General features: G+C 70.3%; 13 protein-coding genes. 4 read left to right on the top strand and 9 right to left on the bottom strand.

Annotation, left to right across the window (positions count from 1 at the left end; genetic code table 11):
• Window position 1 precedes the first annotated feature (1 nt).
• The 3 genes from OG439_RS44615 to OG439_RS44605 all read right to left on the bottom strand — a co-directional run bounded on the left by OG439_RS44615 (window position 2) and on the right by OG439_RS44605 (window position 2149).
• Complete coding sequence (locus OG439_RS44615; protein WP_326946383.1) at window positions 2–892, bottom strand: cobalamin biosynthesis protein CobD/CbiB; 891 nt, start codon at window positions 890–892, stop codon at window positions 2–4.
• A 70-nt stretch (window positions 893–962) separates the two neighbouring features.
• Window positions 963–1106, bottom strand: coding sequence for a hypothetical protein (locus OG439_RS44610; protein WP_326946382.1), 144 nt, complete (start codon window positions 1104–1106; stop codon window positions 963–965).
• A 350-nt stretch (window positions 1107–1456) separates the two neighbouring features.
• Window positions 1457–2149, bottom strand: coding sequence for a FadR/GntR family transcriptional regulator (locus tag OG439_RS44605; RefSeq protein WP_326946381.1), 693 nt, complete (start codon window positions 2147–2149; stop codon window positions 1457–1459).
• A 104-nt stretch (window positions 2150–2253) separates the two neighbouring features.
• Here OG439_RS44605 and OG439_RS44600 point away from each other — a divergent pair, with 104 nt between their 5' ends.
• The 4 genes from OG439_RS44600 (at window position 2254) to OG439_RS44585 (ending at window position 5585) form a co-directional block, all read left to right on the top strand.
• Window positions 2254–2748, top strand: coding sequence for a gluconokinase (locus OG439_RS44600; protein WP_326946380.1), 495 nt, complete (start codon window positions 2254–2256; stop codon window positions 2746–2748).
• The gene (locus OG439_RS44595) at window positions 2745–4112 is read left to right on the top strand and encodes a GntT/GntP/DsdX family permease (protein WP_326946379.1); all 1368 of its coding nucleotides are present in this window, start codon (window positions 2745–2747) and stop codon (window positions 4110–4112) included. Before OG439_RS44600 ends, OG439_RS44595 begins: the two co-directional genes overlap by 4 nt.
• Window positions 4113–4758: 646 nt before the next feature.
• Window positions 4759–5082, top strand: a complete 324-nt coding sequence (locus OG439_RS44590; RefSeq protein ID WP_247061153.1) for an ArsR/SmtB family transcription factor — start codon at window positions 4759–4761, stop codon at window positions 5080–5082.
• Window positions 5079–5585: an SRPBCC domain-containing protein gene (locus OG439_RS44585; RefSeq protein WP_326946378.1), complete on the top strand. Its 507-nt coding sequence runs from the start codon at window positions 5079–5081 to the stop codon at window positions 5583–5585. The genes OG439_RS44590 and OG439_RS44585 overlap by 4 nt, the downstream gene beginning before the upstream one ends.
• Before the next feature lie 51 nt (window positions 5586–5636).
• Here the strand turns inward: OG439_RS44585 and OG439_RS44580 are convergent, their stop codons facing one another.
• The 6 genes from OG439_RS44580 to OG439_RS44555 all read right to left on the bottom strand — a co-directional run bounded on the left by OG439_RS44580 (window position 5637) and on the right by OG439_RS44555 (window position 12434).
• Window positions 5637–6605 (bottom strand): N-acetylglucosamine kinase, encoded by a 969-nt coding sequence (locus tag OG439_RS44580; RefSeq protein WP_326946377.1) that lies wholly within the window; start codon window positions 6603–6605, stop codon window positions 5637–5639.
• Window positions 6602–7867, bottom strand: a complete 1266-nt coding sequence (locus OG439_RS44575) for a 6-phospho-beta-glucosidase (RefSeq protein ID WP_326946376.1) — start codon at window positions 7865–7867, stop codon at window positions 6602–6604. The genes OG439_RS44580 and OG439_RS44575 overlap by 4 nt, the downstream gene beginning before the upstream one ends.
• Window positions 7864–8754 (bottom strand): carbohydrate ABC transporter permease, encoded by an 891-nt coding sequence (locus OG439_RS44570; RefSeq protein ID WP_326946375.1) that lies wholly within the window; start codon window positions 8752–8754, stop codon window positions 7864–7866. The genes OG439_RS44575 and OG439_RS44570 overlap by 4 nt, the downstream gene beginning before the upstream one ends.
• 70 nt (window positions 8755–8824) lie before the next feature.
• Entirely contained in the window at window positions 8825–9817 is a 993-nt protein-coding gene (locus tag OG439_RS44565) for a carbohydrate ABC transporter permease (RefSeq protein ID WP_326946374.1), read from the bottom strand.
• On the bottom strand, window positions 9814–11175 hold the full coding sequence (locus OG439_RS44560) for an extracellular solute-binding protein (protein ID WP_326946373.1): 1362 nt from the start codon (window positions 11173–11175) through the stop codon (window positions 9814–9816). The genes OG439_RS44565 and OG439_RS44560 overlap by 4 nt, the downstream gene beginning before the upstream one ends.
• 23 nt (window positions 11176–11198) lie before the next feature.
• On the bottom strand, window positions 11199–12434 hold the full coding sequence (locus tag OG439_RS44555) for an ROK family transcriptional regulator (protein WP_326951776.1): 1236 nt from the start codon (window positions 12432–12434) through the stop codon (window positions 11199–11201).
• Between the last annotated feature and the right edge of the window lie 256 nt (window positions 12435–12690).

Here is a 12690-nt window from a genome sequence, read left to right as displayed (position 1 = left end):
TTCAGCGCGAGCGGCGCCAGAGGCCCGCGACCACCGCGAGCAGCACCGACGTGACACCCGCCAGCCAGCCGACTACACGGGACAGTTCCACCGCGCGTGTCACGTGACCGGCGTCCGGGTTGCGGCCGACGCCCAGCACCGGGCGCTCCTCGATGCCGTGCGGGTACACCGTCCGGCCGCCGACGCGGATCTCCAGCGCTCCGGCGAACGCCGCCTCCACGCGGCCCGCGTTGGGGCTGGGGTGAGCGATCGTGTCACGGCGCCACGCGCGCCACGCGCCGCCCGCCGAGCCGCCGACCACCGGGGCCGCCAGCACCGTCAGGCCCGCCGCGATGCGGGTCGGGACCAGGTGGACGAGCTCGTCGAGGCGGTCGAGCGCCCAGTGGCCGGGGCGGCCGCCGCGCGTGCGGCGCAGCAGGCTGACCGCCCGCGCGCCGAGCAGGCCCGGGACGCCCGCCACCGCGCCCCACACCAGCGGCGCGACGACGGCGTCGGATGTGTTCTCCGCCAACGTTTCCACCGAAGCCCGCGACAGCGCGACCGGGCCCAGCCCGTCGGCGACGCGGGGGTCCAGTTCGGACAGTGTCGAGCGGGCCGGCTCGAACCGGCACTCCTCGAGGTCGCGCGCGAGCTCGGTGCCCTGCAGCGCGAGGCCGGCCGCGCCGAGCACGGCCCAGGTCGTGACGGCGGTCGCCGAGGCCTGCACCAGCGGACGGCCACGCCCGGCGCGTTCGAGCACCAGGCCGCCCAGCACGGCGGCCACGGCCACCGCGGCCCCCGGCGCGGGCCCGAAGCGGCGAAAGGCCGTCACCGGCGGACGCCGGCGCGGGTCGCCGAGGGCGCCGTCGGCCGCTACGCCCAACACCAGTCCGATCGCGCGCGCCGCGCTCACCTGTGCCCCCCGGCAGAAAGAAAGTCCAGTTCGAGGAGAGGCTACTCGCCCCACCGGACCACCGAACGGCCTACTCGACGAGCGCCGCGATCGCCGCCCGCGCCCGGACCACGACGTCCCGCTCCGGGACCACCGACCGCCTGACCAGGGCCGTGATCACCGAGGGCGCCCGGACCACCCGACCGCCGCCGGGCTGCGTCACCAGCTCCGACAATCCCGCACCACGCAGCTCGCACCGACCGGCTTGACTGCGACCGCTCCGAGCACTTCGGACACCGACCTCGCCGACGATCTCGTGCCACGCCCGGCCCGCGCCGACCTGCTCGACCGGCGACGCAACCCGCCCTCCTGACGTGCGGGTCACTCCACCAGCGCCGCGATCTCGTCCCACGCTCGGATCCCACCCCCGACCCGCGCCGACCTGCTCGACCGGGGGCACAACCCGCCCTTCCCACGTGCGGATCACTCCACCAACGCCGCGAACTCGTCCCACGCCCGGATCCCACCCCCGACCCGCGCCGACCTGCTCGACCGGCGGCGCAACTCGCCCTCCCGACGTGCGACTCACTCCACCAGCGCTGCGATCTCCTCGCGCGCTTGGACCACGATGTCGCGCATCGCGCGTTCGGCCCGGTCCGCGTCGCCCGCCGTCACCGCGGCGGCCACCTCCAGGTGCAGGGCCACCGCCTCGGGCTGGGGTTCCGGCGGCATCAGGCCGTGGCCCGTCCGGCCGGTCAGCACCTCCGCGACCACCTCGGACAGCTGCGCGAACATCGGGTTCCCGGACGCCGTGAGCAGCAGGTCGTGGAACGCGATGTCGAACCCGAGGAACGCCGAGAGGTCGCGCGCCCGAGCCGTCCGCGCCAGCCGCTCGCCCAGTGCGCCGAGGCGGCCGCGCTCCTCCGGGGTCGCTCGCAGGGCCGCGTAGCGCGCCGCGCACGGCTCGATCGCCGAACGCAGCTCGTTCAGCGTGGCCAAGGCGGCCGGGCGCGACGGGCCGTCGAGCTGCCAGCGGATCAGCTTCGGGTCGTAGTGGTTCCACTCCCCTGGGTCCCGCACGATCACCCCGACGCGCCGCTTGCTGCTGGTCAGGCGCATCGTCTCGAGCACTCGGACCACTTCACGCGCTACCGTCCGCGAAGCACCGAAGCGTTCCTGGAGCTCTTCGGACCGCAGCACCGTCCCCGGCGGCAGCGAACCGTTCGCGATCGCCGCGCCGAGCTCGTCCAGGACCTGGTCGTGCCTGTCGTTCCCCACGACCCCCAACCTAGCGAACTGACTCGATTAAGTAGCACTTAATCTTGAATAAGTAGTACTTTTGAGTTTGACTCACCCGAGCACAACGAAGTGGGAGGTGCGGGATGACCGTCATCGTGGTGATGGGGGTGTCGGGCTCCGGGAAGACGACGGTCGGCACGGCGCTGGCGAACGCGCTGGGCGTCGAGTACGCCGAGGCCGACACGTTCCACCCGCAGGCCAACATCGACAAGATGACCGCCGGGACGCCGCTGACCGACGCGGACCGCGCCCCCTGGCTCGAGGCCATCGCCGGCTGGATCCGCGCGCACCAGGACACCGGCGGCGTCGTGACGTCGTCCGCGCTCAAGCGCCGCTACCGCGACGTCCTGCGCACCGGCGGCAACGTCTGGTTCGCGCACCTGCACGGCGACCGCGAAATCCTCGCCGAGCGCATGCAGACCCGCAAGGGCCACTTCATGCCGGTGTCCCTTTTGGACTCGCAGCTCGCCGACCTCGAGCCCCTCGAGCCGGCCGAGCCCGGCGCGATCTTCGACATCTGCGACACCCCCGATGAGATCACCGAAGCCGCGTTGACCGCCTACCGGGAGCTCGCATGACGTCCGTCCTCGCCGCCGCCTGGACCGGCCACGACACCCGGCTGATCGGCGCGACCGTCGTCGCCATCGCGGTGATCGTCGTGCTGATCACCAAGGTGAAGCTGCACCCGTTCCTGTCGCTGGTGCTCGGCTCGCTGGTGCTCGGCCTGGCCGCCGGGATGCCGGTCGACAAGCTGATCAAGAGCTTCTCCAACGGCGTCGGCAGCACGGTCGCCTCGGTCGGCATCCTGATCGCGCTCGGCGCGATGCTCGGCAAGCTGCTGGCCGACTCCGGGGGCGCCGACCAGATCGTCGACACCGTGCTAGGCAAGGCCCGCGGCGCCGCGCTGCCGTGGGCGATGGCCCTGGTCGCGGCGCTGATCGGGCTGCCGATGTTCTTCGAGATCGGCCTCGTCATGCTGATCCCGGTCGTGCTGCTGGCGGTCAAGCGCACCGGGAAACCGTTGATGCTGCTGGGGATTCCCGCCCTCGCCGGCCTTTCGGTGCTGCACGGCCTGGTCCCGCCGCACCCCGGCCCGCTCGCCGCGGCGGGCGCACTGAACGCGAACGTCGGGATCACGCTGGCGTTCGGCCTGCTCGTCGGCATCCCGACGCTGGTCATCGCGGGCCCGCTGTTCGGCAAGCTCGCCGCCCGGATGGTGCCGGACGCCGTGGCGCCCGCGCGGCTGGTCCCGGAGCGCGCGGACACGGACAAGCCGCGGCCCAGCTTCGCCGCGACGCTCTCGACGGTCCTGCTCCCGGTCGTGCTCATGCTCGCGAAGGCGCTGTCGGACATCCTGCTGGACAAGGAAAGCCAGGCGCGCAAGATCCTGGACTTCATCGGCGACCCGCTGATCGCACTGCTCGCGGCGGTACTGGTGGGCATGGTCCTGCTGGGCCGCCCGGCCGGCCTCGGCCGCGGCCAGCTGTCCACTGTGGTCGGTGACGCGCTGGGCCCGATCGCCGGGATCCTGCTGATCGTCGGCGCCGGCGGCGGCTTCAAGCAGACCCTGGTCGACGCCGGTGTCGGCGACGTCATCACGGGCCTGGCCAAGGACGCGAACCTCTCGCCACTGCTGCTGGGCTGGCTGGTGGCGGTGGCGATCCGCCTGGCAACGGGCTCGGCCACGGTCGCAACGGTCTCGGCGGCGGGCATCGTCGCACCGCTGGCGGCCACGATGGACCCGTCGCACAGCGCGCTGCTGGTGCTGGCGATCGGGGCCGGGTCGCTGTTCTTCTCGCACGTGAACGACGCGGGGTTCTGGCTGGTCAAGGAGTACTTCGGGCTGACGGTCGGGCAGACGCTGAAGAGCTGGTCGGTGATGGAGACGCTGATTTCGGTGGTGGCGATCGCGCTGATCCTGCCGCTGTCGCTGGTGGTTTAGCTCGATCGTTCGAGGCCGCCATCCCCGCGCCGGGGGTGGCGGCCTTTCTTGTGGTCGCCAGCTTGGGCGCGAACGGACCGTTCGCGACGGTTTCGGCACGAACGGGCCACTCGCGCTCGCCAGTACTCGCACGGCAGGAGGCGGGTTCGCCACCGCGCGAACGGGCCACTCGCGACAATTTCGGCACCAACGGACCGTTCGCGCGGCAATCGACATCAGCGGGCCGTTCGCCTCGCGACCAGCACGAGCGGCCACTCGTGACGCCCGCCGCCAGGTGCCACCAGGTGCGAAAGGGCCAGTCGCGACAGTTTCGGCACCAACGGGCCACTCACGCTCCAGCCACCAGTGCGCCAACGGGCCGTTCGCGACGAATCCGGCAGTACCGGGCCGTTCGCCTCCACACCGCCGGGGTACCAACGGGCCACTCGCACCCTCGCCCGCCGCGGCACCAACGGGCCAGTCGCGCCCCGCTCGCCGGAGCACCAACGGGCCGTTCGCGCCCAAACCGGCACCAACGGGCCGTTCGCACCCTCGCCCGCCAAAGCACCAACGGGCCACTCGCGCCCGAACCGGCACCAACGGGCCGTTCGCACCGGCGCCACCCGCACCGTTGACATGTGACCTTTTGGTCACCTATTCTTCCGGCGTGCCCGACGACGACCTGGTGTTCAAGGCGCTGGCGGATCCGACCCGCCGGTTCCTGCTCGACCTGCTCTTCGAGCGTGACGGGCGCACGCTCACCGAACTCGAAACGCGCGTCGACATGAGCCGCTTCGGGGTTATGAAGCACCTCAAGCTGCTCGAAGAGGCCGGCCTGGTCGTCGCGCGGAAGGAAGGGCGGGAAAAGCTGCACTTCCTGAACCCCGTGCCGATCCGGGAGATCCACGACCGGTGGATCGACAAGTACACCGAGCGCCGGGTGACCGCGCTGCTCGACCTCAAGAACGAACTGGAAGGCGACGAACCATGACGAACATCGTGCAGGTCAACCGCATCTACATCAAGGCCACCCCGGAGCGGATCTGGGAAGCCATCACCAAGCCCGAGTGGACCCAGAGGTACGGCTACACCGGCCTCGTCGACTTCGACCTGAAGGCGGGCGGCAAGCACCGGACCCACCCGACGCAAGCCTTCATCGACGCGGGCTTCACCGGTGACCTGATCGACGGCGAAGTCATCGAGGCCGATCCGCCGCGCAGACTCGTCATCACGTGGAAGCTGCTGATGGACCCGGCGATGGCGGACGAGCCCTACACGACCGTCACCTACGACATCGAAGCCACACAGACCGCCGGCACCAGACTCACCGTGACCCACGACGTCACCGGCGCGCCCGCCACCGGGGCGATGGTCGGCGGGGAGCACGAGGACGTCGACGCCGCGCCCGGCCAAGGTGCGGGCGGGGGCTGGGCCTGGATCCTCTCCGACCTCAAGACCCTGCTGGAGACCGGCGACGTCATCGTGCCGGCCTGACGAGGTCCCGGCAGGCCGGCTCGCGCCGCTTCGAGCCGGCCTGCCGGGGGTCTACGCGCGCTGGGTCGCGGCCTTCAGCGCAGCCTTCGCGGACGCCGGCGCGTCCAGGGTGTCCAGCCCGAACAGGGCCGCCCCCACCACGGGGTTCACGTCCACCACGCGGACCACCGCGCGCGGCGCCACCTTCAGGCACCGCCGCTCGATCTCCGCGATCACCGGGGTACCGATGCCGGTCAGGACACCGCCGCCGAGGACGATCTCCGGGGCTTCCTCCGTCAGGTCCAGCTTCCGGAGGATCACCGCGGCGAACACGCTGACCTCCTCGACGAACCTCGTCACGATGTCCGCCGCCACCTCGTCGCCCGCCGCGGCCACCTCGAACAACAGCGGGCAGAGCCCGTGGATCGAGGCGGCCGGGATCTCTTCGAAGTGCAGGCCCTGGACGACGTCGAACAGCGTCTCCCGGCCGAAGAAGCCGGCGACGGCCTCGCGAAGCGACGTGCGCGGGCCGCGGCCGTCCTCGGCGCGGACCGCCCACCACAGGGCCTCCTCACCGAGGCGGTAACCGCCGCCCCAGTCGCCGGAGATCTTGCCCAGCGCGGGAAAGCGGTGCACGCGCCCGTCCGGGCCGACGCCGGCGCCGTTGATCCCGGCACCGCACACCACGGCCACGCCGATCCCCGCGCTGCCCGCCCGGAGCAGCGCGAGGGTGTCGTTGCCGACGGTCAACGTGTCGCTCCACCCGCGGGCCGCCAGCGCCGCGTGCAGCGCCTCCTCCTCGCGCGGGAAGTCGAGCCCGGCCAGGTACGCCGACGTGTGCACCGCGAACGGCTTCTCCCCGCGATCCGGGAAAGCCTCCAGCACCAGGTCTTCCAGCGCCGCGACGCAGGCCGCGACGCCGACGTTCTGCGGAGAAGCACCGGGACCGCGCGACTTTCCCAGCACGACGCCTTCGCGGGACACCACGAGGACCTCGGTTTTGCTGTTGCCGCCGTCGATCGCGATGACAGCTGGCTTCATCCGCGGGCCCAGGGCAGGTACTCGCGGTTGATCTGCACCAGCGAATCGGCGAGCGTGTCGGCCTTCGTGTACTGCCCGATTAGCGGGTGCGCGAGCAGCGCGTCGGCCACGCGGTCGCGGCCGCCCTTGACCGCCGCTTCCAGCGCGAGGAACTCGTACGCCGTCGTCGCCGCGATGAGCCCGGAGAACTGCGGCTCCACCGGCGGCTGCGCGATCGGCGTGGCGCCGGACGAGTCCACAGTGGATCGCACCTCGATGACGGCGTCGTCCGGCAGGAAGCCGAACGTGCCGTCGTTGCGGACGTTCACCACGTGCTCCTCGGCCGGGCCGTCCGCGGTCAGCGCGTGCACCAGCTGCACCGCGGCCTCGGAGTAGTACGCCCCGCCGCGCTTCTCCAGCGACTCCGGCTTCGTGTTCTCCTCCGGGTCGAGGTAGATCTTCAGCAGCTCTTCCTCGACGTCGCTGACGACGTCCGCCCGCGGCCGCTCGGTGCGCTGCTTGGTGACCTGCTCGTCGTGCGCGTAGAAGTACTTCAGGTAGTACGACGGCACGACGTTCATCCGCCGCAGCCACTTCTCCGGCACACTGACCTCATTGGACAGGTAGTCCAGGTGCTGTTCCAGCAGTTCCGGCAGCCGGTCGACGCCGTCGACGAGCGCGCCGCGCTCCCAGCTCAGGTGGTTCAGTCCGGTGTGGACGAGCTTGACGTCGTCCGCGCCGACGCCGAGCAGCTTCCCGAACTGCCGCTGCAGGTTGATCGCGACGTTGCACAGCCCGACCGCGCGGTGCCCCTCGTTGAGCAGGGCGCGCGTGACGATGCCGACCGGGTTGGTGAAGTTGACGATCCACGTGTCGTCGCCGGCGATCTTGCGGACGCGCTCGGCGATGTCGAGCACCACCGGCACCGTGCGCAACGCCTTCGCGAGCCCGCCCGCACCGGTCGTCTCCTGGCCGACGCAGCCGCACGCGTGCGGGAACGTCTCGTCGGAGCGCCGCGCCCGCTGACCGCCGACACGCAGCTGGATCAGCACGGCCGACGCGCCGTCGACGCCCTCTTCGAGCGACTGCGTCGTCCGGACCTGCGCGGGGTGCCCGGCGTGCGAGAGCAGCCGCCGGCTGAACCCGCCGACGGCCTCGACGCGGTAGGCGTCCGGGTCGACCAGCACGATCTCGTCGACGTCCAAAGTGGACCGGCGACCGGCGATCCCGTCGATCAGCTCCGGCGTGTAGGTGGACCCGCCACCGACGACTGCCAGCTTCATCCCTTGACTCCCGTGAATGTGATGCCCTTGACGAACGACTTCTGCGCGAAGATGAACAGGATGATCACCGGCGCCATGATCAGCGCGGTCGCCGCCATCGTCATGTTCCACTCGACGTGGTGCATGCCGCGGAAGGACGCGATCGCCAGCGACAGCGGCCAGTGGTCCTGGTCCTCGCCCGTGTAGAGCAGCGGCCCGAAGTAGTCGTTCCAGGTGAACAGGAAGCAGAACATCGCGGTGGCCGCGATTCCGGGCTTCGCCATCGGGATCAATACCCGGTACATCGCCTGGAACTCGTTGCAGCCGTCGATCTTCGCCGCTTCGAGGTAGTCCTTCGGAATGGTGAGGAAGAACTGCCGGAGCAGGAAGATCGAGAACGCGTCGAAGAAGAAGTACGGCGTGATCAGCGGCACGAGCGTGCCGGTGAGCCCGAGCCGCACCCACAGGTCGTACAGCGGGACGACGGTCACCTGCGGCGGCAGCATCATCGCGGCCACCGTGAGCATGAAGAACAGGTTCTGCCCGCGCCACCGCAGTTTCGCCAGCGCGTACGCCGCCGGGATCGCCGAGAGCAGCGCGCCGATCGTCGCCAGCCCCGAGTACAGCAGGCTGTTGCCGAAGTACTCCAGCAGCGGCGCCTTCTGGAACACCGTCACGAAGTTCTCGAAATGCCACACGCTCGGCCACAGGCTCGCCGTCATCGCCTGGTCGTCCGCCATCACCGCGGTGAGGAAGACGAACAGCAGCGGCAGCATGAAGATCACGCCGAGCGCGATCCCGGTCGCGTGCAACGCGATCCAGGACAGGCGCTTGTCCCAGCTCCGCTTGAACCGCACCTTCGGGTGCACACCCGCCGGCTTCTGCGGTGCTTCCGCCAACGCGGTCATGTCCCCACTCCATTCATGCGGGACACCCGCGCCCGGTCGGGGTCATGGACAAGCTGTCGCGAGGGTATGTTCATGACCCCTCCTCCTGGTGCTGGGACTTACGCAGCTGCCGCACGAGAATCCACGTGAAGCCCGCCGAGACGATGAACAGCAGCACCGCCATCGCCGCCGCGTAACCCATGTTGAAGTAGCGGAAACCCTGGACGTACAGCCAGATCGGGTACGTCAGCGTCGAGTTTTCGGGCGCGCCGATGAGCTTCGAGTTACCGGCGACGTCGGCCGTGCCCGCCGAAGCGGACGCCGCGACGATCGCCTGCGTGAAGAACTGCAGCGCGTAGATGATCGAGTTGACCACGCCGAACAGCAGCACCGGCGAGATCGACGGCAGCGTGACGTGCCAGAACTTGCGGACCGAGCCGGCGCCGTCGAGCTCGGCGGCCTCGTACTGCTCGGTCGGGACGTCGAGCAGCGCGGCCAGGATGATGATCATCAGCTCGCCGGAGCCCCACAGCGCGAGCAGCGTCAGCGCGGGCTTCGACATGGCCGGGCTGTTGAACCACAGGCCGCCGTCGATACCGATGAGCCGCAGGAACCGGTTCACCGGGCCGAACTCGGGGTTGAACACGAAGACGAACGCGAGTGTCGCCGCCGCGGGCGGGGCCAGCGTCGGCAGGTAGCAGAGCGTCCGCACCAGGCCGACGCCCGACTTCAGCCGGGAGATCACCGACGCGATGCCGAGGGAGAACAGCACCCGGCACGTCGTCAGGATGACCACCAGCCACAGCGTGTTGTACGCCGCGACGCCGACGAGCGGCTCGGTGGTGAACATCCGGACGTAGTTGTCGAACCCGATGAACTGCGGCGGGTTGATCAGGTCGTACTTGGTGAAGGAGTAGTAGACCGTGGCGATCAGCGGGTAGCCGAAGAAGACCAGGAACCCGACGAGCGCCGGGGCCATGAAGAACAGCGCGGTCCGGCGGCGCTTGGCCCGGCGGGCCCCCGCCCGCGCCTTTGCAGGCGCGGACGGGGAACCCGGGGCTTTCTCCGCGAGGGTGGAGGTCATCCGCCCGCGCCCTTCTGCTTCAGTTCGTCGTCGATCTGCGCGTCCACCTTCTTCAGGCCTTCGGTCAGATCGGGGATCGAGCCGGCCTGCCACTTCTCGGCGAAGTCGTTGACCGCCTTGAGGTGCGCGTCACCGATCGGGGTGGTCTGGTTCGACACGAGCTTGCCGCTGTCGTACATGTCGAGGAACGTCTTGAACTGCGGCTGCAGGTCGAGGCGCGGCGACGTCAGCGAGGCCTTCGTGCTGGGCACGTTCTTCAGGCCGTTGGCCATGTCCACCAGGGTGTCGGTGTCCAGGGTGGCCTGCTTGATCAGCTCCCACGCGGCACCGGGGTTCTTGGCGCCCTTGGGGATCGCGATGATCGTGCCGGTGGTGAAGGCACTGCCGTACTTGTCGGCCATGCTGGTGAGCACCGGCGCGGGGGCGGTGGCGTAGTTCAGCGTCGGGGCCTGGTCCTTGATGAACGCGGTGCGGAACTCACCGTCGTAGATCATCGCCAGCTTGCCCTTCTGGAAGCCGTTGTCGGCGGAGTACTCGTCACCGAGACCGGCCTTGAACTTCTCGACCTTGTCGTGGCCGCCGAGCGCGTCGATGAGCTTCTGCTGGAACTCGAACATCGCCTTCCAGCCGGGGTTGCTGGCGAGGTCCGACTTGCCGTCCGGGCCGATGAAGGGCGCGCCGAAGTTCGGCGCCCAGTACTGGGCCTGGTTGCCGTAGAACGGCATCGACGGCAGGAAGCCGGCGACCTTGATCGAGCCGTCCGCGTTGTACTCGGTCAGCTTCTTGGCATCTTCGAGCCACTCGTCGGTGGTCTTCGGCGGCGACGTGATGCCCTTCGCCGCGAACAGGTCCTTGTTGTAGTACAGGCCGTAGACGTCGGCGAGCATCGGCATCGCGCAGCGCTTGCCCTGGTACTCGGTGTAGTTGCGGACCGCCTCGGGGATCTGGTTGAGGTCGATCTTGTCGCGGTCGATGTAGGGCTTCAGGTCCTGGAAGCTGCCGTTGGAGCACCAGGCGCCGAGGTTGTCGGTGTAGAACGAGATCGCTACGTCGGGCGGGTTGCCACCGCGGATCGACTGCGTGAGCTTGTCGTCGTCCTGGTTGCCCTCGTGCTTGATCTCGATGTTCGGGAACTTCGCCTTGAGCTTGTTCAGGCCCGCGGTGACGACGCCGTACTCGCGGTCGGTGAACTTGCTGTAGACGGTGATCGTGAGCTTGTCGTCCTTGCCGGGCGCTGCGGCCGCGTCACCGCCGCCACTGGGCGCGGCGGCGCCGGAACAGGCGCTGGTCAGCAGGACGGACGCCGCGGCCACGGCGATTAACGCTGCGCCGCGACGGGTCCGGTTGGTAGGGCGCATGGCCCTCCTCCTCATCGGTTGGGCTACTCGGTTGGGGACGGGGCGGGACGGGTGTTCGGGACCGCCGCTTTACCGGGCGAGGGTCCGACCGCGGGTCGGCGCGACCCGAGGAGCGTGGGGGTGACGACGCCGAAGACGTCCTCACGGGTTTTGGCGAGCGCGGACTGCAGCGCGCCCGCGCGGACGGCGTTGCCCTGCACCGACGCGCAGCCGACCGGCGTGCGCGGCAGGACGAGGTCGTGCAGCCGTTGCTGGACGAGCCCGGCGAAGTTCTCGCCGCCGGCGCGGCTGGTGTCGCCGCAGAGCAGCACGAGCTGCGGGTCGGCGACGGCGACGAGGTTCGCGATGCCGCCGGCGACGCGCCGCGCGAGGTCGTCGAGGAAGGGGTGGGCTTCGCCGGCCTGCTCCACGGCGTCCCAGGCGGTCGCGGCGGTGATGCCGTGCGCGGCGGCCAGGCGGCAGATGGCGGGCGAGTCGACGAGGTTGCCGAACCGGGCGCCGGCCTCGGGCCAGACGTCGCCGGTGTCGACGGTCGCCGGGTCGGGCACGCGCATCCAGTCGATCTCGCCGCCGCCGCCGGTGGCGCCGCGCAGCAGCCGCCGGCCGATGACGACCGCGCCGCCGACACCTTCGGACAGCCACACCATGACGAAGTCGTCGACGTCCTGGGCTTTGCCGGCGCTCATCTCCTCGACGGCGACGAGGTTGACGTCGTTCTCGATCAGGACGTCGACGCCGAGCTCGTCGCTGAGCTTCTGCGGGACGTCGAAGCCGAGCCAGCCGGGGATGTGCGGCGCGGAGGAGAGCAGGCCGGTGCGCGGGTCGAAGGCGCCCTGCGCGCCGATGACGACGTGAGCGAGCTCCTCGCGGGTGATCCCGGCCGCTTCGGCGACGTGGCTGAGGGCCTCGCCGAAGGTCCCGACGACGTCGGCGCCTTCGTGGACGGGCAGCGCGACCTGGTGCTCGGCGAGGATCGTCCCGGCGACGTCGGCGACGACGAAGTCCGCGACGTGCGGGGTGAGATCGACGGCGGCGACGCGGGCGAGACCGCCGTTGGCCGACCAGAGCTGAGCGCGCGGCCCGCGGCCGCCACCCCTGACGCCGGCCTTGATGACCAGGGTGTCCTGCTCGAGGCGGGTGAGCAGCTGCGCGGTGGCGGGCTTGGAGAGACCGATGGCCAGCTCGAGCTCGGCGCGCGTCAGCGGGCCCTCCCGCAGGAGGACCTCGATGGCGGCGCGATCGTTGATCTCGCGCAGCATCCGCGGGCTACCGGCTCGCACTGTCGTCGCTCCCGACTTAATTAGGATACTTTACAGACGGTTTCCGGGGACTGTAGTGAGCCGCGGCACAGCCGTCAACGGGCTCGGGAAACGGCCAGGTAACGCTTGAAGTCGCGCATGTGACACGGCGGATCCCACTAGCCCGGCCGCCGTTTCGCCTGGTGGGAGATTTGCGGTGGGGCGTTTGCGCCGGTCAGCGGGTCACCGGAAAGCGGCTTGCGGGACCGGGGATGCT

Source organism: Amycolatopsis sp. NBC_01307, assembly GCF_035975215.1.
Taxonomy (GTDB): Bacteria; Actinomycetota; Actinomycetes; order Mycobacteriales; family Pseudonocardiaceae; genus Amycolatopsis.
Note: the sequence above shows the minus strand (reverse complement) of the source record. Positions and strands in the feature narration are given on the sequence as shown.

Excerpts from the sequence above, each read along its gene's own strand:
- OG439_RS44600 (WP_326946380.1), top strand. The coding sequence starts at position 2,254 with ATGACCGTCATCGTGGTGATGGGGGTGTCGGGCTCCGGGAAGACGACG.
- OG439_RS44595 (WP_326946379.1), top strand. The coding sequence starts at position 2,745 with ATGACGTCCGTCCTCGCCGCCGCCTGGACCGGCCACGACACCCGGCTG.
- OG439_RS44585 (WP_326946378.1), top strand. The coding sequence starts at position 5,079 with ATGACGAACATCGTGCAGGTCAACCGCATCTACATCAAGGCCACCCCG.
- OG439_RS44580 (WP_326946377.1), bottom strand. The coding sequence starts at position 6,605 with ATGAAGCCAGCTGTCATCGCGATCGACGGCGGCAACAGCAAAACCGAG.
- OG439_RS44575 (WP_326946376.1), bottom strand. The coding sequence starts at position 7,867 with ATGAAGCTGGCAGTCGTCGGTGGCGGGTCCACCTACACGCCGGAGCTG.
- OG439_RS44570 (WP_326946375.1), bottom strand. The coding sequence starts at position 8,754 with ATGACCGCGTTGGCGGAAGCACCGCAGAAGCCGGCGGGTGTGCACCCG.
- OG439_RS44565 (WP_326946374.1), bottom strand. The coding sequence starts at position 9,817 with ATGACCTCCACCCTCGCGGAGAAAGCCCCGGGTTCCCCGTCCGCGCCT.
- OG439_RS44560 (WP_326946373.1), bottom strand. The coding sequence starts at position 11,175 with ATGCGCCCTACCAACCGGACCCGTCGCGGCGCAGCGTTAATCGCCGTG.
- OG439_RS44555 (WP_326951776.1), bottom strand. The coding sequence starts at position 12,434 with ATGCTGCGCGAGATCAACGATCGCGCCGCCATCGAGGTCCTCCTGCGG.